This is a genomic window from Rhodococcus sovatensis, assembly GCF_037327425.1.
Lineage (GTDB): Bacteria > Actinomycetota > Actinomycetes > Mycobacteriales > Mycobacteriaceae > Rhodococcoides > Rhodococcoides sovatense.
The window spans coordinates 4,839,929-4,860,654 of the sequence record NZ_CP147846.1 but is presented as its reverse complement, the minus strand read 5'-3'; the positions used below and the strand labels follow the sequence as shown (position 1 = coordinate 4,860,654).

20 protein-coding genes and 1 pseudogene are annotated in these 20,726 nt (G+C 63.6%); 11 read left to right on the top strand and 10 right to left on the bottom strand.

Annotation, left to right across the window (positions count from 1 at the left end; genetic code table 11):
- Positions 1–2,529, bottom strand: a complete 2,529-nt coding sequence (locus WDS16_RS22605) for a transglycosylase domain-containing protein (RefSeq protein WP_422395701.1) — start codon at positions 2,527–2,529, stop codon at positions 1–3.
- Positions 2,530–2,756: 227 nt separating this feature from the next.
- Positions 2,757–3,218, bottom strand: a complete 462-nt coding sequence (locus WDS16_RS22600; RefSeq protein ID WP_338887881.1) for a DUF5318 domain-containing protein — start codon at positions 3,216–3,218, stop codon at positions 2,757–2,759.
- A 58-nt stretch (positions 3,219–3,276) separates the two neighbouring features.
- Between WDS16_RS22600 and WDS16_RS22595 the strand changes: the two genes are divergently transcribed.
- From WDS16_RS22595 to WDS16_RS22570, 6 genes are all read left to right on the top strand, one after another.
- The gene (locus WDS16_RS22595; RefSeq protein WP_338887879.1) at positions 3,277–4,095 is read left to right on the top strand and encodes a DUF1707 domain-containing protein; all 819 of its coding nucleotides are present in this window, start codon (positions 3,277–3,279) and stop codon (positions 4,093–4,095) included.
- Positions 4,096–4,101: 6 nt separating this feature from the next.
- Positions 4,102–4,959, top strand: coding sequence for a DUF1707 domain-containing protein (locus WDS16_RS22590; protein WP_338887878.1), 858 nt, complete (start codon positions 4,102–4,104; stop codon positions 4,957–4,959).
- Between the two features lie 5 nt (positions 4,960–4,964).
- Entirely contained in the window at positions 4,965–5,651 is a 687-nt protein-coding gene (locus WDS16_RS22585) for a hypothetical protein (protein WP_338887876.1), read from the top strand.
- A gap of 330 nt (positions 5,652–5,981) precedes the next feature.
- Entirely contained in the window at positions 5,982–6,563 is a 582-nt protein-coding gene (locus WDS16_RS22580) for a PadR family transcriptional regulator (RefSeq protein WP_068371813.1), read from the top strand.
- Positions 6,556–7,638 carry an inositol-3-phosphate synthase gene (locus WDS16_RS22575; protein ID WP_068371810.1) on the top strand — a complete coding sequence of 361 codons (1,083 nt, stop codon included), beginning with the start codon at positions 6,556–6,558 and terminating at the stop codon, positions 7,636–7,638. The genes WDS16_RS22580 and WDS16_RS22575 overlap by 8 nt, the downstream gene beginning before the upstream one ends.
- Positions 7,639–7,800: 162 nt before the next feature.
- Positions 7,801–8,892, top strand: a complete 1,092-nt coding sequence (locus tag WDS16_RS22570) for an IS110 family transposase (protein ID WP_338887872.1) — start codon at positions 7,801–7,803, stop codon at positions 8,890–8,892.
- 350 nt (positions 8,893–9,242) lie between these two features.
- Here the strand turns inward: WDS16_RS22570 and WDS16_RS22565 are convergent, their stop codons facing one another.
- The gene (locus tag WDS16_RS22565; protein WP_338887870.1) at positions 9,243–9,590 is read right to left on the bottom strand and encodes a 2Fe-2S iron-sulfur cluster-binding protein; all 348 of its coding nucleotides are present in this window, start codon (positions 9,588–9,590) and stop codon (positions 9,243–9,245) included.
- On the opposite strand from WDS16_RS22565, the pseudogene WDS16_RS22560 reads away from it, so the two are divergent.
- Positions 9,472–10,399: pseudogene (locus WDS16_RS22560) on the top strand (IS5 family transposase). The gene WDS16_RS22565 and the pseudogene WDS16_RS22560 overlap by 119 nt on opposite strands.
- Here the strand turns inward: WDS16_RS22560 and WDS16_RS22555 are convergent.
- Genes WDS16_RS22555 through WDS16_RS22545 form a run of 3 tightly spaced genes read right to left on the bottom strand, consistent with a single transcriptional unit; the run spans position 10,396 to position 13,059 of the window.
- On the bottom strand, positions 10,396–11,289 hold the full coding sequence (locus tag WDS16_RS22555; protein ID WP_338887868.1) for a ferredoxin reductase: 894 nt from the start codon (positions 11,287–11,289) through the stop codon (positions 10,396–10,398). The pseudogene WDS16_RS22560 and the gene WDS16_RS22555 overlap by 4 nt on opposite strands.
- Positions 11,286–12,164, bottom strand: coding sequence for a metal-dependent hydrolase (locus WDS16_RS22550; protein WP_338887867.1), 879 nt, complete (start codon positions 12,162–12,164; stop codon positions 11,286–11,288). The genes WDS16_RS22555 and WDS16_RS22550 overlap by 4 nt, the downstream gene beginning before the upstream one ends.
- On the bottom strand, positions 12,151–13,059 hold the full coding sequence (locus tag WDS16_RS22545; protein ID WP_338887866.1) for an alpha/beta fold hydrolase: 909 nt from the start codon (positions 13,057–13,059) through the stop codon (positions 12,151–12,153). Before WDS16_RS22545 ends, WDS16_RS22550 begins: the two co-directional genes overlap by 14 nt.
- 133 nt (positions 13,060–13,192) lie before the next feature.
- Between WDS16_RS22545 and WDS16_RS22540 the strand changes: the two genes are divergently transcribed.
- The gene (locus WDS16_RS22540) at positions 13,193–13,861 is read left to right on the top strand and encodes a TetR/AcrR family transcriptional regulator (RefSeq protein ID WP_338887865.1); all 669 of its coding nucleotides are present in this window, start codon (positions 13,193–13,195) and stop codon (positions 13,859–13,861) included.
- A gap of 216 nt (positions 13,862–14,077) precedes the next feature.
- Here WDS16_RS22540 and WDS16_RS22535 read toward each other — a convergent pair whose 3' ends face one another.
- From WDS16_RS22535 to WDS16_RS22520, 4 genes are all read right to left on the bottom strand, one after another.
- Entirely contained in the window at positions 14,078–14,254 is a 177-nt protein-coding gene (locus WDS16_RS22535; protein WP_338887864.1) for a hypothetical protein, read from the bottom strand.
- Positions 14,251–15,072, bottom strand: a complete 822-nt coding sequence (locus tag WDS16_RS22530; RefSeq protein WP_338887862.1) for a carbohydrate ABC transporter permease — start codon at positions 15,070–15,072, stop codon at positions 14,251–14,253. Before WDS16_RS22530 ends, WDS16_RS22535 begins: the two co-directional genes overlap by 4 nt.
- Positions 15,069–16,007 (bottom strand): sugar ABC transporter permease, encoded by a 939-nt coding sequence (locus tag WDS16_RS22525; protein ID WP_338893573.1) that lies wholly within the window; start codon positions 16,005–16,007, stop codon positions 15,069–15,071. The genes WDS16_RS22530 and WDS16_RS22525 overlap by 4 nt, the downstream gene beginning before the upstream one ends.
- Positions 16,008–16,166: 159 nt before the next feature.
- Entirely contained in the window at positions 16,167–17,453 is a 1,287-nt protein-coding gene (locus WDS16_RS22520; RefSeq protein WP_338887860.1) for an ABC transporter substrate-binding protein, read from the bottom strand.
- Positions 17,454–17,660: 207 nt separating this feature from the next.
- Here WDS16_RS22520 and WDS16_RS22515 point away from each other — a divergent pair, with 207 nt between their 5' ends.
- From WDS16_RS22515 to WDS16_RS22505, 3 genes are read left to right on the top strand one after another with little or no spacing between them, the layout of a single operon-like run.
- Positions 17,661–18,479, top strand: coding sequence for a DUF2786 domain-containing protein (locus WDS16_RS22515; protein WP_338887858.1), 819 nt, complete (start codon positions 17,661–17,663; stop codon positions 18,477–18,479).
- The gene (locus WDS16_RS22510; RefSeq protein WP_338887856.1) at positions 18,403–19,725 is read left to right on the top strand and encodes a sensor histidine kinase; all 1,323 of its coding nucleotides are present in this window, start codon (positions 18,403–18,405) and stop codon (positions 19,723–19,725) included. The genes WDS16_RS22515 and WDS16_RS22510 overlap by 77 nt, the downstream gene beginning before the upstream one ends.
- A complete protein-coding gene (locus tag WDS16_RS22505) occupies positions 19,722–20,723 on the top strand; it encodes a hypothetical protein (RefSeq protein ID WP_338887854.1) in 1,002 nt (333 codons plus the stop codon). Before WDS16_RS22510 ends, WDS16_RS22505 begins: the two co-directional genes overlap by 4 nt.
- The last annotated feature ends 3 nt before the right edge of the window (positions 20,724–20,726 follow it).

Genomic DNA, 20,726 nt, shown 5'->3' with positions numbered 1-20,726 from the left:
CTACCGGGCCGGTACGGGTTCCTGGGCGGGCGCTTGAGGTGTCGCAGGTTCTGCCGGTTCCGCGGGCGCGAGCCCGGGAAGTGGAATAGTGACACCCGGAAGAATCTCGACCTGACGTGGAGTGATCACAACAGGGGGAGAGATCTCGGTCGGGATCGGCAGCGTCACCGGTGGCGGCGCCGACGTCGTAGCCTGACTCGTCGGCGCTGCAGGCGCTGAATACTGTGGCACACCTGCCTGTCCCGCAATCGGTTCCGGCGTCGGGAACGTCTCGTTTGTCGTTCCTTCCAAGGTTCCGTCCATGGTGTCTTTCCAGACGTCCGACGGAAGTCCCGAACCGTAGATGGAGCCGCCGTAGCTGTTCTCCAGCGGCAAGCCTTGCTCGGTGCCTACCCATACAGCGGTGGACAGCGACGGGGTGTAGCCGACCATCCACGCGTCCTTGTTCTCGCCGGTGTCACCGAGCTGTGCGGTACCGGTCTTTGCGGCGGACTGCCGTCCGCCTGCGAGATTGTGACCGTTGGAGTAGCCAGCGATGGGACGCATCGCCGAGGTGACGTTGTCTGCCACTGCGGCGGAGACAACTTGCTCGCCCGGTTCCGTGCCGCGATCGAGAAGCACTGTGCCGTCGGCGGTCACGACCCGCTGCACGAAGTACGGCTGGTGGTAGACACCCGATGCTGCCAACGTGGCGTATGCCGAGGCCATGTCGATGACTCGCGACTGGTACTGGCCGAGGACGATGCCGTTGTTCGGGCCGACTCCGTCGCCTTCCGTGAGCGTGGGCCCGACGCCGGGAAGCTCTTCCGCAACACCGAGCTTGTGCGCCATGTCCGCGATCGCCTGCGGGCCGTTGTCCATGGCCAGCTGCATCCGATAGAAACTCGTGTTGAGCGAGCGCTTGAGTGCCTCCGCGATGGTGCAGGTTCCACAGGATTCCCCTTCGACGTTGCCGATGGAGATACCGTTGACCGTCAGCGGCGAGCTGTCGTACATCTGCGACAGCGGGATACCTTGATCGAGTGCAGCAGCCAGACCGAACACCTTGAACGACGAGCCGGTCTGCAAACCTGACTGCGCGAAATCGTATCCGCTGCCGTCGGCGCCGCCGTAGTACGACTTGACTGCACCTGTCCGTGGGTCGATCGACACCGATGCCGTGCGAAGCTCCGCTGGTTCGCCTTCCATGTTGGACTCGACCGCGTCGACCGCGGCGGCCTGCGCCACCGGATCGATCGTGGTGGTGATCTGCAGACCCTCGGTATTGAGATCCTGCTCGCTCACCCCGGACGCGGACAGCTCACGCAGAACCTGCGTCTTGATCAACCCGTTCGGCCCGCTGTCGCTGTCCCCGACGTTCGCCTGCGCGCTCGGAATCCATGCCGGGTACACCATCGCGCTGCGCTGAGCCTGATCGATGTTGCCCTGGCTCACCATGCCGTCGAGGACGTAGTTCCAGCGAGATTGCGCACCCTCGGGATTGAACTCAGGATCCAAGCCGGACGGCTGTTGAATCGTCGCAGCAAGGACTGCGCCCTCCTCGACGGTCAGCTGTTCGACGGGCTTACCGAAGTAGGCCGTCGAGGCGGCAGCGATGCCGTATGCGCCGCGGCCGAAGTAAATGGTGTTCAGATACGCGGCGAGAATGTCGTCCTTGGACCACTGACGTGCCATCTTCGACGAGATCACGAGCTCACGCATCTTGCGCGTCAGGGTCCGATCCGACCCGACGAGCGCGTTCTTCACGTACTGCTGCGTGATGGTGGAGCCACCTCCCGCACTGTCGCGGCCGAGGACGTTGTCGCGGAGCGCACGTCCGAAACCGGTGATGGAGAACCCAGGATTGGAGTAGAAGTCGCGGTCCTCGGCAGACAGCACCGCGTTGCGTACGTGCAGCGGGATCTGATCAATCGACACGTCCGTCCGGTTTCCCTCTTCCGGAACGACCCTGCCGATCTCGCTTGTGCCGTCGGAGGCAAGGATCCTCGCCACCTGGTTGGTCTTGATGTCACCGGGACGCGGAACATCCTCGACGGTGTAGGCCACCATGAATGCCAGTATCGGCACGATCAGACCGAGAGCTATCAGTGCGTACAGCGTTCGGCGGACGGTGCGCCACTTGGACTTCTTCTTCGTTTTCGCGGCGGAACCTCTCTCGGGCGGTTCGGGCGGTTCACTGCCCGAATAGCGTGGTGAATCGTCGTCCGGCGGACCGGTCGGCGGAAGGATCGGGGGCGGAGCGCCGGTTGTACGGGCACCAGGGCGGTCAGCACCAGGACGCCGCGCGTGCGGCGGCTGTGAATTCACGGGACGCGAATTCGGCGACGCAGGTCGGCCCGGCGGCGGACCGAGGGGTCGGCCTTGGGCGTCCCGCGGCGGAATCGGCGGCCGTCCCTGGCCGGGAGGCAATCCCTGACCCTGGGCGGGAGGCAATGGCCGACCCTGGGCGTCACGTCTCGGGGGCGGAGGCCCTACGGGCGGGCCTATCGGCCGGCCCTGGGCGTCACGTCGCGGCCCCTGTGGACCCATGGGGCCCGCAGGTCCCGCTGGACGACGACCGGGCGGTGGGACAGGAGGACGAGGGCCCGTCGGTCGACCGGGTGTGCCCGGTGGCACATTCGGCGGCCGTCGGGACGGGTCGCGATCTCCGGAACTACCACCCGGGGTGTTGTCGTAGGGGGAACTCACGTACAGGTCTCCAGTGGTTGGGCGGGCACTCCTGCGTGCCGACCGGATCGGTCAGCGAGGCGATTGTGTCACTCGCTGGCGGTTCGACGGTTCGGTTGACGGGAACTCGATCGTGACCGTCGCGGTTGCTTGGGGGCGGGCACCGCACCCAGTACATAGGACTGGACGAGATGATTCCAACTGCAGGACCTGCACACCTCGACCACATGCACAGAGAACTCCTCCTGCGTAGCGGCCAGCCGAACCAACTCTTCCGCGGTCCGCGCGGAACCGGACAGCGGTCCGAGCTTCTCGCCGAACACCCACGACACGTGGGTGAGTTGTTCCTTCCTGCAGATAGGGCACACCACGTCGCTGCCACGGCCGTGGAACTTGGCGGCCCGGAGAAGGTAGGGATCCGCGTCGCATACGGCGCTCACTCCCGTCCTGCCCGAGTACACCTCGGCAAGCAGCGACCGTCGCTGAAGGGCGTAGTCCACCACCTGTCGCTGAAGTCGCACGAGAACCAGAGTACGTGCGGGCCGGAACATACGGGCCGCCTGCCGTCGGTCCAGTGCAATCGGGCGCCTGCGAAACTATGCTCCACCTGTGCCGACGCGACTTCCACCCGCCACCCGTGCGAGAGACACCGACCGCACCGCCGCGTGCGCGACGCTCGACGAGGCCCATGCCGACGGGCAGTTGTCGAAGGAAGAGCACGCCGCACGACTCGACCTGGCGATGGAGGCCGAGACGCTCGGAGATCTGCACTCCCTGATCGAGGATCTGCAGAACGAGTCCGAGCTCACGCCGATGGCGGATCCGATCCAGTTGGCACACCCGGTGCGAACGGCTCGATCGTCGCGGATCGGCTTCTTCTCCGTCGCGGTGCCCGTCGTCGTAGGTCTCGTCGCACTCACCTTCGGCGTCCGTGCTTGCGCGACGTCACCCGATACCGTCCAGCCTTACGGTGACATGGGTTACCAAAACCCAGCTATCGTGGCCGAAGTCGCAGCGGCATTGCAGGCCAAGACCGGAACCACCGTCGTCGACAGTCTTGGTTTGTATCCCGAGTACGCGATCGTCCGAATGCCAGGTCCAGGCACTCCACAGAAGCAGGTCACCTACGACTTCCGCGACGGGGTGCTCGAGGACTTCGACGACGATTGGTCGAGTCCCCGCACTGCGGATCAGGCGCAGGTCGATCTGACCTCGATCGATCTGCAGAAGATCGCGGGCATCATCGCAGGCGCTGCCGAGAGCTTGAATCTCTCGCGTGTGGACTCCATCAACATTCAGATTCGAGGCGAGACCGACGGGCCGGAAGTGTCGATCAGCGCCGACAACACCGATCAGGAACGAGGCTCCATGTCTGTCGATCCGTCGGGCAATTTCTTGTACGTCACCCCGTTCCGGTTCGGCGAGTAGGACACCATGGCATCGACATCGAAGTACCGCTCCACTGCCCTGCGTGCCCGCGACATCGATCGCGCACTCACGGCCACTGCGCTCGACACTGCATACGCCGACGGGCAGCTCACTTTCGGTGAGCATCGACTCAGAACCGAGCGAGCACGGACGGCAGTGACTCTCGACGAGCTCCGACGGCTCGTGACCGACCTCCAACTCGATGTCGACCTTCCCGAGCCGGTGACAGGCCGGTCGGCTCCGACACCGCGGGTACTGCTCGCGCTGGGTTCGGTGGTGATCGTGGCCGCCGGGTTGGCACTGTTCTTCGCGACGAGGGACGACGGGGTCGAGGTGGCAGCGGTGGCAGCCCCCGTGCCGTCTCCGGTGGAGTCGGTGTCGATGCCATTGCCGGACAACGTCACGCCGATCGTCGCAAGACCCTTCGTGTTCGACACCGCAGCCGGTCTCGACGACTTCCGTGCCCGTTTCATCGAGAGGTTCGGAAGCTCCGAAGTGCTATCGCTGAGCCTGCAGGTCGACGAGGACTCGCGCGCCGACGTGTACCGCCTCAACGACGACGGCCGGGTCGAGCGGATCATGGTCAGCGGTGGGTTCGAACCGCAAAAGGACACATCCCTACCCGAGGAAGGCCAGCTCGGCTTCGACTGGAATCTCCTTGATTCGGCCGTCGTGGCAGCCGTCATTGCCGGCGCGCCCGAGACCGTCGGGGCACCACAGGGCGTAGCTGACTGGGTCAACATCGACAACGACGAAGGCGAACAACGTATCTCGGTATCGGTGAGCGTCCCCGACCTCTCCGGCGGGCGGGTCGAAACCGATTTCGCAGGCAATCCGACGCGTGTGTCGCCTGCCCAACGCTGAGCGTGGTGACGAACGAAGGCCGCGCACAGGCACTCATGCTCGTTGCGCAGTACGTGCATGCTCGCCGACTCGACCACCCGGTTCGGGTTGCCGTCGACGGTGTAACAGCCTCCGGTAAAACAACTTTGGCCGACGAGCTGAGCAACGAGCTGACGAAGCTCGGTCGGTCTGTCCACCGGCTCAGCATGGACGGTTTCCACCACCCTAGGGCGCGGCGGTACAAGCAAGGCCGGCACTCAGCGCTGGGTTACTACGAAGATGCCTACGATTTCTCTTCGCTCGCACAACACGTCTTGATCCCACTCGGACCCGGTGGCGACTTCCACTACAGGAGAGCCATAATCGACTTGGCCACCGACACTCCCGTCGACGAGCCTGCCCTCCAACTGCAGCAATCCGCAGTTCTCGTCGTCGACGGCACGTTCCTTCAGAAGTCCGAGATCGTCGACCTTTGGGACACAACCATTTTTGTTCACACGTCGTTCGACGTCGCCAGACGACGCGGGGTAGCTCGCGATGCGGCGGCGCTCGGCGGAATCACGCAGGCCGACCACGCATTCAAGGTTCGCTACCACGCGGCGTCGCAGCTGTATCTCGACGAAGCAAGCCCGGCCGAGCGGGCGAGCCTGGTGTTCGACAACGACGACCTCGATCAACCGTCCGTCCGTATGGTCCATCCTGAATCACCTTGATCCGCAGGACGCCTGGTCGAATCGGTGAACACTCACTCTGCTTCCCGACGAAAGCGCGAGACGTCCACGGTGATCCGGGCAACCACGTCCGCGTTGGCGGGGTCGACGAATACACCTGGCGTCGTCCAACGAACAGTACCCGCTTCAGTCGGGCCTGAGAGATCGATCGTCGACGTCGCGCCGTCGCGGCACAATGCGTCGGGCGGCGACTTTGTCCTTACAACCTCACGTGCCGCTATGTATGTACATATATCGAGTCGATATAATTTGCGTATATGCTCGCAGAGCGCATCGCAGAACGCGGTCCAGTGATCGGAGAAGGGGGTAGTCGTGCTCGAACTAGCAATTCTCGGCCTGCTACTCGAAGCTCCGATGCACGGTTACGAGCTTCGGAAGCGCCTGACCGGCCTGCTCGGAGCATTCAGAGCGTTTTCCTACGGCTCGCTGTATCCAGCTCTACGTCGCCTACAGGCGGATGGGCTGATTGCCGAGGACGCCGGTCCGGACACACTCGTGAAGCGTCGAGCACGGCGCGTCTACGAGCTCACTCCGGAAGGCAAGAAGCGATTTGCCGAACTCGTAGCCGACACCGGACCGCAGAACTACACAGACGACGGATTCGGCGTCCACCTCGCCTTCTTCAGTCGCACCCCGGCAGAAGCCAGGATGCGCATTCTCGAAGGCCGGCGACGTCAGGTCGAGGAGCGCCGCGAAGGGCTCCGCGAAGCCGTGGATCGAGCAAGCGGGACGCTCGACCGCTACACCCGTCAGCTTCACGAGCTCGGACTCGAGTCGAGTGACAGAGAGGTGCGCTGGCTCAACGAAGTCATCGCAGCCGAGCAGGCGGGCCCGACCGCCACCCCCAAGTCGACACATAGAACGAAACCAGAAGGAGAACCCGACCATGGGTGAGAACAGCAACGCCATCCGCGTGGCCATTGTGGGTGTAGGCAACTGCGCCTCGTCCCTGGTACAGGGCGTGGAGTACTACAAGGACGCGGACGAGAACACCACCGTCCCCGGCCTCATGCACGTCAAGTTCGGCAAGTACCACGTCCGCGACGTCGAGTTCGTCGCCGCATTCGACGTCGACGCCAAGAAGGTCGGATTCGACCTGTCCGACGCGATCTTCTCGAGCGAGAACAACACCATCAAGATCGCCGACGTCGCTCCGAAAGACGTCCAGGTTCTGCGTGGACCGACCCTCGACGGACTGGGAAAGTACTACCGCGAGACCATCACCGAGGCCGACGGCGAAGCGGTCGATGTCGCTCAGGCACTGCGTGACGCCAAGGTCGACGTGCTCGTGTCGTACCTGCCCGTCGGATCCGAAGAGGCCGACAAGTTCTACGCGCAGGCATCGATCGACGCAGGCGTCGCCTTCGTCAACGCCCTTCCCGTCTTCATCGCCAGCGACCCTGTCTGGGCCAAGAAGTTCACCGACGCAGGCGTTCCCATCGTCGGCGACGACATCAAGAGCCAGGTCGGTGCCACCATCACGCACCGCGTCATGGCGAAGCTGTTCGAGGATCGCGGTGTTCAGCTCGACCGCACCATGCAGCTCAACGTCGGTGGCAACATGGACTTCCTCAACATGCTCGAGCGCACGCGCCTCGAGTCGAAGAAGATCTCCAAGACCCAGGCCGTGACGTCGAACCTCCAGAAGGAGTTCAACGCCAAGGACGTTCACATCGGACCGTCCGACCACGTCGGCTGGCTCGACGACCGCAAGTGGGCCTACGTGCGCCTCGAAGGCCGTGCCTTCGGTGACGTGCCACTGAGCCTCGAGTACAAGCTCGAGGTCTGGGACTCGCCCAACTCCGCAGGCGTCATCATCGACGCAGTGCGTGCGGCCAAGATCGCTCTCGACCGCGGCATCGGCGGACCGGTCATCCCGGCTTCCGCATACCTGATGAAGAGCCCGCCGAAGCAGCTCGCCGACGACGTCGCGCGCACGCAGCTCGAGGCGTTCATCATCGACGCGTAGTCCTGAGGTTTCAGGCGGCTCCGCCGCCAGACGGTATGAGGGTGCCCCGGAGATTTCATCAGCTTCGGGGGATGCGGGCCGGGGCCCCTCTCACCCATGTTCGTGGGTTACCGAGTAGGAATTGGCCCTGCTCGGTCTATCCAACAGTGGTGGGAGGCCCCGGTGATTACTGAGCGTACGAGTGTTGGTCTCGATGTGCACGCACGTTCGGTCGCGGCAGCAGCGATCGACGGCGTGAGCGGCGAAATTTTCAGATCCACGTTGACCCCGGATTACGAACACATCCGATCCTGGATAGCCTCGTTACCCGGCCCGACTGCGGTCGCGTACGAAGCAGGCCCGACCGGGTTCGGGCTCTACAGGGCGCTGACGGAAGCGGGCATCCGCTGCGAAGTCGCAGCGCCGTCGAAATTGCAGCGACCTGCAGGTGACCGCATCAAAACCGACGCCCGCGACGCACTGCACCTGGCGAAACTTCTGCGTCTGGACGAGATCACCTCGATCTCGATCCCGACCGTCGAACAGGAAGCGGCGCGTGATCTCGTGCGTGCCCGCGAGGACTGCCGAGGTGACCTGATGCGCTCGCGGCACCGGTTGTCCAAACTACTTCTGCGTCATGGCATCGTCTACTGCGCTGGCAACGCCTGGACCCAGGGCCACGACCGATGGCTGCGGGGGGACGCGCGCCGAGCATTGACTATGCCCGCGACGCGATTGGCATTCGACGCCGACTACGACCACGTACTGACCATGACCGCGCGCCGTGACAGGTTGGATGCAGCAATCGAGGCGATGGCCGCCGACAGCGAATTCACACCCATCGTGCATCGACTCGGATGCTTACGCGGGGTGGCGACGCTGACCGGATTCTCCTTGGCAGTGGAAATCGGAGACTGGAACCGCTTCACTGGCAACACAATTGGATCGTTCGTCGGACTGGTACCGAGTGAACACTCCTCTGGCGGATCGCGGGCGCAGGGGTCGATCACCAAGACCGGCAACACACACATACGCAGGTTGCTCATCGAGTCCGCCTGGCAACACCGCCCGCACTACACGCTCGGCGCCACCATGACCAAACGGTGGGACCTGGCCCCGGCCGCAGCACGAGCTCGCGGCAATGCCGGCAACCATCGCCTGCACAATCGGTGGGTCCGATTCACCGAACGCCGCAAACGGCCCGTAGTAGCCAACGTCGCCATCGCACGAGAGATGGCCGGCTGGTGCTGGTCACTGGCAGTGATGGACTGCTGAGACCCTCCTGAACCCGCTTCGCCGGCCAGAGACACCGGTGGTGACAGCGCGTGGATCGACCCGCGACGCCCCTGTGAGCAGACCTGCACGGTCGACGCTCGATGCCAGATACGCGGATACGATCCTGCCGAACACCCGTCCTGCGGTACCCAACCCGCGTATATCAGTCTGACCGCGCGTCGAGATACGACACGCTCACCACCACAGACTCACCGACGAAGCGCAGAGACGCCGTCGGGGTCGCTCCCCGGCGGCGTCTCACCCTGCCCTCTTGACAAAGTTGTTCCCATATCAGTGGCGCGGTTGAGTGCACGGGAATGCACTTAACCGCGCCACTGGTGCGGAGCGCCTCACAGGTCTAGAACGACCCGCTCACCAGCCGTGCGTTCGGTGCAGATGAGCATGCCCGCGGGGCGTCCGACGGCCGGGACACGACACGTCCCACAGAATCCCTGCCTGCAGGAGTACGCAATATCCGGGCGGAAGGGTTTGACTGCGTCCAGCACAGACTTGTCCGCGGGGACCGTGACTAGAGCGTGTCTCCCAAATTTGAGAGGTGCTGTCAGCGATGATATTTCGATGACGCGCGTGGGAGTGATCAGTGACGAGTTCTGGGAGATCGTCGAGCCAGTGATACCCACCGACGTGGGAAAACGTGGGCGGCGGTTCGCCGAGCACCGGCGAATTCTGGAGGGCATCGCATACCGATTCCGTACCGGGTGTCCGTGGCGAGATCTGCCGGAGGACTTCGGTCCGTGGCAGACGGTGTGGAAACGCCACCACCGATGGTCCTTCGATGGCACCTACGACGAGATGCTTGCCGCGGTGGCCGAGGTGTTCGGTCTCGACCCGGAAGAACTCGACGGCGATATCGGGGCGGTGCTCTCGATCGACTCGACCAGCGTCCGGGCGCATCAGCATGCGGCCGGTGCGCGAGCCGACACTCTCACAGGGGGCCTTGTCGAATTACAAGAAATCCGTCGACGAACCCGCTGACCACGCGTTGGGTCGATCTCGCGGAGGATTCACCACGAAGATCCATGCACTGACCGACCTGACGTGCTCGCCGGTGACGATGCTGCTGACCGGTGGGCAAGCCGGGGACAATCCACAGTTGGTGCCGTTGCTCGATGCCCACCGAGCTGCCGGTGGGGACCAGGACTACCGATTGCTCGCCGACAAGGCGTACACCCATCCCAGTACCCGCACCGAACTGCGTCGCCGCAAGATCAAACACACCATTCCCGAGCGCAGCGACCAGAAGCAGCGACGGGCCGACAAGGGGTCCGCCGGTGGTCGTCCACCGGGTTTCGATCCGACGATGTACAAGCACCGCAACACCGTCGAGCGTGGCTTCGGGCGGCTCAAACAGTGGCGTGGTGTGGCCACTCGATATGACAAGTACGCCATGACATTCCTCGGGGGCGTTGTCCTGTGCGCGGCAGTTCTGCACTCCCGCAACCACAACCACCGCCCGGCGATGAAAACGAAAACGGACCCAATTTAAGAGACACGCTCTAGCTGCCCGGTCCGCGCAAGTTCCACCTCGAACTCCGCGCCATTCACGATCGGCGGCGCCGAGAACCGTTCGAAATGGAACTCCGAACCCGGGTGCACACCCCGGTTCAGAACAGCGATCATCGGCATCGGCCCGCACGCGTAAACAGCGGATGTGGTGCGTGATCCCGTCAAAAGCATGTCTGCCGACGGCATTCCGTCGACATCGTCCGTCCGGATCGTCACCCTGTCGCCGTAGTCAGTGATCTCGCCTAGGAACGGCAACGAGGCCCGACTCCGCCCGGTGTACACCATCGACCAGTCCAGCCCGAGGCGGTACGCAAGTCGCATCATCGGAAGAATCGGCGTGATTCCAATCCCTCCCGCGACGAAATGCAGGTGGTCGGCGGTAGACCCGTGACCTGGAACAGCGAACGCGAACGCGTTGCGTGGACCGCGAATGATCAAGCTGCTCCCGACACCGACGTCGTCGTGCATCTCGATGGAGCCGCCATCGCCACTCGGTATGCGACGCACCGCAATTCGATAGTGCTTGCCGTCGGCCGGGTCGCCGCACAACGAGTACTGACGAAGTCTGCCCGACGGCATCTCCACGTCGATGTGGGCGCCCGCCCGCCATGCAGGCAGTTCACCGCCGTCGGGCGATGCGAGCGTGAAGCTGACAACATTGTCGTCGTGTGCCTCGACAGCTCGGTGCACCACCACCACCGGCAGGCATCTATCGCGTCGTTCACCGACAACCTCGCCGCGATGTAGGAATCGGAGAGAATGCATGTGCGCGTTCATCAGTCGCTCGAGCACGCGCAGAAGCGGATCCCGTTCGCGACGGCCGTACAGGTCCGGCGGCATCGCGTCTGGAATCGGCAACGCGACGTTCACTTCAGAGCCGCCCTGGCTGCCGGTGACGTAGCGAGGTAGGCCACGGCTTGAGCTGTGCTGCCTTCGTTCTCGGGGGAGTACGACGGTTTCAAGTACCGTGCGACGCCTTTCGTCATCCGAGCCAGAGAAGGAAGCGAACCGCGGCGCATCGCAGACATCCAAGCCCACCACAGAGCGATGTATCCGCGGTCCTTCAACGCTGGGTCCTGCCGAACGATGAACCGAGTACCCCGAAGCATCAACACGATGAAGGCGAGGAACGCGAAGAGCATCGAAATGTTGCGACGAAAGTAGCCGACGCCGAAGTACATCGCCACGTCGTGCGCGACGTTTCGGTGCTCGACCTCTTCGGCCCCGTGCCAGCGAAAGAGATCGATCATGGTGGCGTCGCCGCCGAACTCGTCCCACCGGGAGTTGAGCGCGTAGTCTCCGAGGAAGGCAGTCATATGTTCGATGGCCCCGATCAACGCGATTCGTTCGACCAACTGCTGCTTCTGGGCCCTGGCGGACAAGGCCGGTCGCGGACCGAGCACTTTCCGCATCAGATATTCCGCATGCGCTGCAAACGGCCGTGGGTCGACATCGTGCACGTCGAGGTAGTCGTACAGAACGACGTTGTGTGTCTCGGCGTGCATCGATTCCTGACCGATGAATCCGATCACGTCCTCACGGAGTTTCGCGTCGGCGATCAGTGGCAGAGCCTCGGTGTAGGTGGCACAGAACCACCGCTCTCCCTCGGGCAGAAGCAGATTCAGCGCGCTGACGGTGTGCGAGGCGATCGGCTCCGTGGGCATCCAGTGCAGCGGTGTCTGCGACCAGTCGAAAGTGACGTTGCGGGCTTGCAGGGACACTTCACCGGGGTCATGCTCGTTCATGTTCGATCCTCTCCACGAATGCACAGGTCTCGCGAGCGACCAATGCAGGGTTTTTCAACGGAAGCCAATGCCCGGAGCGCACATCGGTTCGGCTCACCCGAGTCACCCAGCGCTCGATACCCTCGAACGAGGCGGGCCGAATCGCCGGGTCGCGTCTGGTGACGAGCAGGTGGACCGGAACCTGGGTGTAGCGCTCCTGTGGTCTCAGAACCTTCTGTAGAACGTTCGCGCGGTAGATCCGCAGCCCATTGACCATGTCGCGACGGAACGTGGGCGAGAGGTGCACATTCCGTTTGTCGACACGTTCGACGATGCGCAACGACGTCGACCAGATCCACCTACGCCCGAATACCCTGAAGAACACTCGCGGCAGCGGGCCGGCCATGAAGAACAATGTGTACGCGCCGGAGACAAGCTGAGTCAGTAGCTGCCACAGCCCTTTCGGTGTGAGTTTCGGATTCTGCAGCCAGGTTCCCATGTGGTCGAGACTCGGACCGGAAATCGAGGTGAACGACGCGATCCTGGATTCGGATCCCGGTTCGCAGATCGCCTCCCAGACCTGGACCGAGCCCCAGTCGTGAGCCAGGACGTGGACAGGCGTCGAACCGGCCACGGCGTCGACGACGGCTATGAAGTCATCGGCAAGCTGCGCGAGCTTCATCTCGGTTACGGATCCGTCGCCTGTCGAGGCGCCGTGACCGCGGGTGTCGTAGGTGACGACACGGAACTTCTCAACGAGGTGCGGCACCACCCCGTCCCATAGACGATGCGTGTCCGGCCAGCCGTGTACGAGCACGAGCACCGGCCCGTCAGGGTTTCCGTGCTCGTACACCGACAGCTCAGCCCGATCGGCTTTCACCGTCCGAGCTTCGGCTCGCTCTCTGAAAGTCGTCATCGCCACTCCTGCATGTTGTACCGCTAGTACGATTAACGTTACCGCCGGTACGGCTAGAGTGAACTCTCCCCAACTTGCGCCAAGCTGTCAAGAGTCGTGCACCGCCACCTGGGGCAACGCCTAGGATGAGCGGATGCCGACGTCACGTGACCCGGAAGCGCGCAGAAGCAGAGCCCGGGACGAATTCGTCGACGCGGCTTACCGAGTGATCGACAGTGCCGGGCCGAACCCGAGCATGAACGACATCGCACGAGAGGCCGGAGCAACCAAACCCCGGCTGTACCGGCAGTTCGCAGACAAGGCCGATCTCTACAGCGCGGTCGCTCAGCGGATGGCCGACGAGGTGTACACACTCGCGGTGTCGGACTTCAATTTCCTCCTCGACGCACCGGTGTCGGCGCTGCGCCACGCCATCACCGGGTATGCCGACGTCGTCGGACGCCACCCGAACGTCTTCCGATTCCTCGCGCAATCGCGGACCACACCCGAGGACTCAGCAGCGGCGCCCCCACTCGACATCGGGCGGGACATCGCGACCCGGTTCTCGACGGTCGCGGAGACGATCCTGAAATCGGTAGACGCGGACACTGCCGGGATCGACTACGCGTGCCGAGCTGCCGTGGGAGCAGTGTTGGCCGCGACAGACCTATGGCTCGACGATCAGCAACTGGAGGCTGCCGAATTCGTCGACCAGCTCTCCGCCCTCGTCTGGGGCCTGCTCGACGCCTTCCTGCGGCGCAAGGAGATCGACCTCGACGGTGACGAACCGATCTTTATGACACTGGCGCGGCTCAAGGGTTGAGTTTCGGCTCGCTTTGCCCGCCCCTGAGTGGTGACCGAATGTCTCATTCGGTCACCACTGCGGCTCGGCGCGCACCTTCCAGCCCACGCGCAGGTTGCAACCCGTGTACTCGCTGCAACCTGCGCAGCCAGCCCGGAACCGCACCGAATGTCTCATTCGGTCACCACTGCGGCTGAACGCGCACCTTCCAGCCCAGCACACGAGAGACCCACGCACTTAGGCGCGAATTCTGCGCACCACGAAGGCCAAGGCACCCAGCAACGCGAGCAAGACGACCGATGGCCAGACCTGAGGGTCCCCGCCGATGATCCCGGCGACCGCGGCGATGAAAGCCATGAGTGCGAAGAAGCCGAGGATCCCCGCGAGCAACTGCAGGTGGTCCTGAGCGGTCACGACTTCACACCACCCGCGGTGAGACCGGAGATGATTCGTCGCTGGAAGATCAGCACCATGATCACCAGCGGGATCGCAACGATCGTTCCCGCCGCCATGATGGCCGCATAGGGAACCACGTGTGGGTCGTTGCCGGAGAACCGAGCGATGGCCACCGTCACGGGTTCGGTCTTGTCGCTCGACAACTGGCTCGCCAACAAGTACTCGTTGACCGCCGCGATGAACGCGAGAATTGCGGTGGTGAACAGCGCAGGAGCAGCGAGCGGCAACATCACCAGCCGGAACGCCTGGAAGCGTCCGGCTCCGTCGATGCGGGCGGCTTCTTCGAGTTCCCACGGCAGTTCCGCGAAGAATGCAGCGAGTGTGTAAATGGTCAGGGGTAGCACAAACGAGATGTTCGGAATGATCATCGCCTGGTAGCTGCCGATCCAGCCGATGTTGGTGAAGAACTGGAACAGTGGTGTCACGAGTGCCACGACCGGGAACATCGATGCTCCGAGCACGACTCCGACCACCATGTACTTGAAGCGAAAGTCGATCCGTGACAGGGCGTACGCGCAAAAGATTCCGACGACGAGGGCGATCGATGTCGTAGCGCCACCGATGATCAGACTGTTGATCACCGCGCGAATGAAGTTGTTGCCGTTGCTCGTCGACAACGCATTGGAGAAGTTCTCGAGGGTCACATGCGTCGGCCAGGGAGTGGTGTCGAACGTGTACCGCGGATCGCGGAATGCAGTCACGGCCATCCAGTAGAACGGAGCAAGGCCCCAGACCAGGATGATCACAACACCGACGTAGATCCTTGCCGCTTTCACGAGGCCGTTCCCTTGCGTTGATTCTCCTGCGTCGCAACCGCATTGGCTCCGAGAAATTTCACCAGGATGAACGCGACGATGAAGATCATGATGAACGAGATGGTCGACAGCGATGCAGCGCTGTTGAAGCCCTGGCGTATCTGTTCGACGACGAGAATCGAGATCGTCCTGGTTGCCGGATTGCCTTCGGTCAGGATCGCGGGAAGGTCGTACATGCGCAGTGCATCCATCGTGCGAAACAGAATCGCGACCATGAGCGCCGGCTTGACCAGCGGAAGGGTGATCTTGGTGAAGCGCTGCCACGCGGACGCACCGTCGACGCGCGCTGCCTCGTAGACGTCGGACGGAATCATCTGCAGCCCAGCGAGAATGAGCAACGCCATGAACGGCGTCGTCTTCCACACGTCGGCGATGATGACTGCGAAGCGCGCGGGCCAGGCATCCCCTGTCCAGAGAATGTTCGTTCCGAGAAGCTTGTTGGCGATTCCGTCGTACGCGAAGATGAAGTACCAGAGCTTCGCGGTGACGGCCGTAGGGATGGCCCAGGGGATCAGGATCGCGGCACGCAGTAGCGCACGCCCGGCGAACGTCTTACCCATGATGACTGCCATCGCGAAACCGATCACGACCTCGATCGACACCGTGACGACGGTGAAGAACGCGGTGTTTCCGACAGCTCCCCAGAACTGAGAGCCGAGTGTTCCCGGCGGACAGGGAACGAGTGTCCCCGACGCCGATGTGCACTGCTGAAGAATCCAATGCGTGTAGTTGGAGAATCCCGCGCTGCCGCCCTTGACGAACATCCCCGTCGCCGGGTCGAGTCCCGCGTCCTTCTGAAAGGACATGACCAGGGCCCGGATCACGGGATAGACGATGACGATCGCCAGAATGACGAGCGTCGGTGCGATGAGCAACCACGCGCGCCCGGAACTCAGTCCGAAGCGCTTCTTCTTCTCGGTGCGTGCATGCCGACCGCGGCCGGGGAAGCCCCCCCCCCCCCCCCCCCCCCCCCCGCGGTCGTGTCTACAGCCCCACTGGTGTCACCAGTAGGTAGAGCCATGAAGTTCTCCTGCTCGAGTCGAGGCAATGCCTCGTTAGTTGGAGCCTGCCGATTCGATGCCGGCCTGCATGTCCGTGATCGCCTGATCCACGGACTTCTCACCCTTGATCGCAGCGAAGGTGTTGTCCTGTACAGCCTTCGATACGGCCGGGTAGAACGGAGTGACCGGACGCGGAACCGCGTTCTCGATCGACGCCTTCAACGCGGGCAGGTACGGCATTTCGGCGATGAGCGCCGGGTCGTCGTACAACGAGGTCAGAACGGGAGGCAGTGCGCCCTCGGCGATGATGCGCTGTGCCTGCTCACCCTGCAGGAAGCGGAGGAAGTCCGCTGCCGTTGCCTTGTTCTCGGAGAATGCGCTGATGGCTGCGTTGTAGCCACCGAGGGTCGACGTACCGACGCCGGTGACGCCGGGAAGCGGTGCGACGGAATATTTTCCGGCGACAGCCGAACCTTCCTTGGACGCCGTGCCGTAGACGTAGGGCCAGTTGCGCAGGTACAGAGCCTGACCGTCTTCGAATGCCTGCTGGCTCTCGGGCTCCTTGAAGGTGGTGTCCTGGGCCGGGATGACGCCTGTCTCGAATGCCGTCACGAGTGCCTGCAGGCCAGCGCGCGCTTCGGGGCTGTCGACCGTCGGCGTCTTGCCATCCTCTGCGACGAACGATCCTCCGTGTGCGTTGATGATCTCGGAAGTGTTGACCGTCAGACCCTCGTACGACGCGAACTGTCCGGCGTAGCAGTCGATGTTGTTCTCGACCGCGATCGTGCAGCTGGCGGTCAGCTCGTCCCAAGTGGCAGGAGCCGTCGGGACCAGGTCACTGCGGTAGAACAGCAGGCCGCCGTTGGTGTTCTTCGGGGCTGCGTACTGGGTGCCGTTGTATGTGGCGCTTTCGACGGTGGCCGGCAGGATGCCCGCGTTGTCCAGGGCGAACTCGCCCTCGAGCGGGGTCAGCCAGCCCTTTGCTGCGAATTCCGCGGTCCAGATGACGTCGAGAGCCATGACGTCGTAGTCACTCTGTTCGGCCTGAAGATGCTGGACCAGGTCGTCGTGTGCCTGATCGGCGTCGTTGGACTGTTCCTTGAACGTGACCTGCTCATCAGGGTTCGCGGCGTTCCACTCGTCGATTATCTGGCGCACCACACCCGTTTCGGTGGTGTCCTTGCCTTCGACGTAGGTGATAGGGCCGCGGCCGTCGGCGTTCTCCGACGCGGCATCACTGGATCCGCTGTCGCTGGAGCATGCGGTGAGCGTCAGCAGTGTTGCCGCTGTCGCAAGCACCGCTGCTTTCGACAGCACTGCCTTCGAGATCAAAGACGCCATTGTTTTTCTCTCCACTTACTTCGTGCACGGTGGTGTGCGTGGGGAGGGTCACAGCCAACAGAGAATGTGCTCCCCCCGACGCACATGTCGATACGCACTTTGACACACGACGCCTCCGAACGGGCGCATTTACGCGAAGCTGAATCGGTACACCTGCGAGCGCGGAGGCTACGTGTGCTGTCGGTGCCGCGCTGTAGCGTTTGTCCCGTGAGTTCGGACAAGATGCTGACCCGTATCGGCGGGCTACTACGCCAGGCCGAGTCGACCGACAATCCCCATGAAGCCGAGGCGTTCATGGAAGCGGCGCAGCGCCTGGCGTCGGCCACATCGATCGATCTTGCGATGGCGCGCTCACACAGTGCGTCACGCGAGAAGCGCGCTTCTCCTGCGCAGCGCGTCATCAGCATCGGCGAGCCTGGAAAACGAGGGCTCAAGACGTTCGTGCACCTGTTCGTCTCGATCGCCTTCGCCAACGACGTCAAGTGCGACATCGCGCATTCGTCGTCCCAGGTGTTCGCATACGGATTCGACTCCGACATCGACACGTGCGAGGCGCTGTATTCGAGCCTGCTCATCCAGATGGTGCGGGCGTCGGACGCGTACATCAAATCAGGCGCCTACCGCGGGGAAACAGCCGTCCGCACGGTCACCAAGGGCTACGGGCCCAGACGCCGGACGACGAAGGAAGTAGTACCCGTCGCGGCTGTCACCGCTCGCTTGAACTTCCAGACGGCCTTCGCCGAGCGGATCGGCAAACGCCTCCAGGCGGTCAAGAAGGAGACCGAGGTGAAGGCCATCGCCGAAGAGAAGCCCGATGCCGGCACAGCACTCGTGCTGCGCAACAAGGAGGTCGAGCTACGCGACTACTATTCGGCCACCTCGAAAGCCCGTGGAACGTGGCGACGGCAGAGTGCCAATGCCAGTTATTCACAAGGAGCCAGATCCGCCGGTGACCGCGCTGGACGAGCCGCCCGGCTCGGCGGTGAACCCGAAATCGGTGCTGCACGCGGGCAACTCGAACGCTGAACCTGCAGGTAGCGTGTGCGGGGTGCGACACCGAAGCGACGCTGCGGCTCGGGGCAGGAGCGACGCACCTGTCGACGAGATCACCCCCGGCAATCGCATTCGAGTCGTGATCGCACGATTCGTGGGTGCCGGGTTCATAGCGTTCCTGCTGGTTTCCGTGTCCGAGATTGCCGACGGCACTCGCATCCTGGCCTGGTGGTGGACGCCGATTGCCGTGGTGTCGGTGTTCGTACCGGGTATCGCCCTGTTCGTCGTGACCATCGTCGAGCCGTCGTGGATTAATGCCGTGGCGACGTGTGCGGCGGCGGGTATTCCACTCGCCGCCGCCTTGTGGCTTGTCGCCTGGAACGGTCAGGCGCTCGTCGGCGCCGTGCGAGGCTCGTGGTTGTCGGCTTTCGCCGGGCTAGCAGGTCTCTGCGCCGCACTGATATGGCGACCGCTGGTGACGCTGGCGATTCAGTTCGTGGCAACGACTTCGGTCGCAGTCATCGATCAACTGGGAATGTTCGGGCGCGAGGCGTCGCTGTCGGCCATCGGGTACGCGGCAATCTGGGCATTCGGAATCACCGCCCTGTTGGCAGGAGCCGTCATCATGGCCCTACGCACCGGCGAAGCATTGGATGCCACAACTGAGCTCGTCGAACGTGCGGCCGTCGATACCGCGGCGGCGCGGGCGAGGGAACAGGAGCGGGCGTGGTTCGACGCACTGATCCACGATCGAGTGCTCACGACGCTGCTTGCCACGTCCCGGCCCGGTACCGAAGGGGGTCTGTCCGCTGACGCGCGAAGGGCGCTCGATGAACTGGATCTCGCCGCACGTGATACCGCCCAGGATGTCCGAGTAGCGGCTGCACAGCTGGTCGACACTCTCTCGACGATCGTCGACGAGACCCGTGGCGAGCACACGATAGGCATCTCGTCGAGCATCGACGAGATGTCGGTGTACCCGATGACGGTGGAGTCCGCACTCGGGGGAGCGATGGCCGAAGCGCTCCGCAACAGCGTTCAGCACGCCGGAGCCCACGCCGAGCGAGTCGTCGTCGTAGATCTTCGGCAAAATTCAGCGCGTGTCACGGTGACGGACACCGGGTGTGGGTTCGACACGACATCGGTCGGGACCCGACGGCTCGGCATCGAGATCAGCATCGTTCGCCGGATGGCGGCCCTCGAGGGCGGCACATCGGAGATCGACAGTCGTATCGGCGAAGGAACAGCCATCACGCTCGAGTGGTCGAGGACTTCGTGACCGAACGTCCTCGACGCGACGCATCGACCATTGTCGGAATGCAGACGAAGGGCGCATACGTCGTTGCAGGCCTCTTCGTTGCGGCTGCCGGCGTGGCAATGCTGGGCCCAGAAGGTGGCCGTGTCGCCGAGCTCGTCATCGTCGCTCTCCTCGCCTTCGGCACGGTGCTGCTGCTCGCCGTGCCGGGGGACCCGATGCCGAGAACGTGGGCATTCGTGGTCGCTGCGTTGCCGTCCGCCCAGGTAGCGGTGCTCTTGACCGTCACCGACACGAGCGCGACCCAGTCCCAGGAGGTGACGACGACCGTCGGCAGCGGGGCAGCACTGTGCGCATTCCTCTGCGTACGGGGTCGTGTCCTCCCGGGCTGGGCCGGTGAGATCGCCGCGTTCGTCGTGTACTGGAACGCGTCACCGCATTTCGCCGGGGCAGCGTCGACATTCGTCACTTGTGCGGGGTTGATGCTGACGGCAACGTTCTTCGCGCGGGTCGTGCGCCCCGCCGCGGCATCCATCTACGCGCTGCACGAAGAACGCACTCGTCAGGTGACCGAGAAGGCCGCTGCCGATGCAGCGCGGGACGAACGCGGCAGCCAGCTCCGTCGGCTCGACTCTCTCGTGCGTCCGGTGCTCGTACAGATCGCCGAATCTGCCCAGCTCGACGACGCCGGAGCACGTGAAGCACTGCTGGTCGAAGCCACTCTGCGGGACAGCATTCGCGCGCGAGCTCTGAACGTACCCGAGATTGTCGCCGCTGCCCGGTCTGCGCGTGAACGCGGTGTCACCGTGCAGCTTCTCGACGACGGTGGCCTCGGTCCAGACAGCGGGCGCGCCGCCGATTTCCACCGCGCGGTTGTCGAGCAGCTGGATGCAGCGCCGTCAGGTTCGATCACCGTCCGAGTCCACCCCCCAGGGCGGGAGATCCTCGCGACCATCGTCGCCGCGCGCGGCGACTACACGGAACGGTTCGAGTTCAGCGCTCACCGAACAGGCTTGTCGTAACCT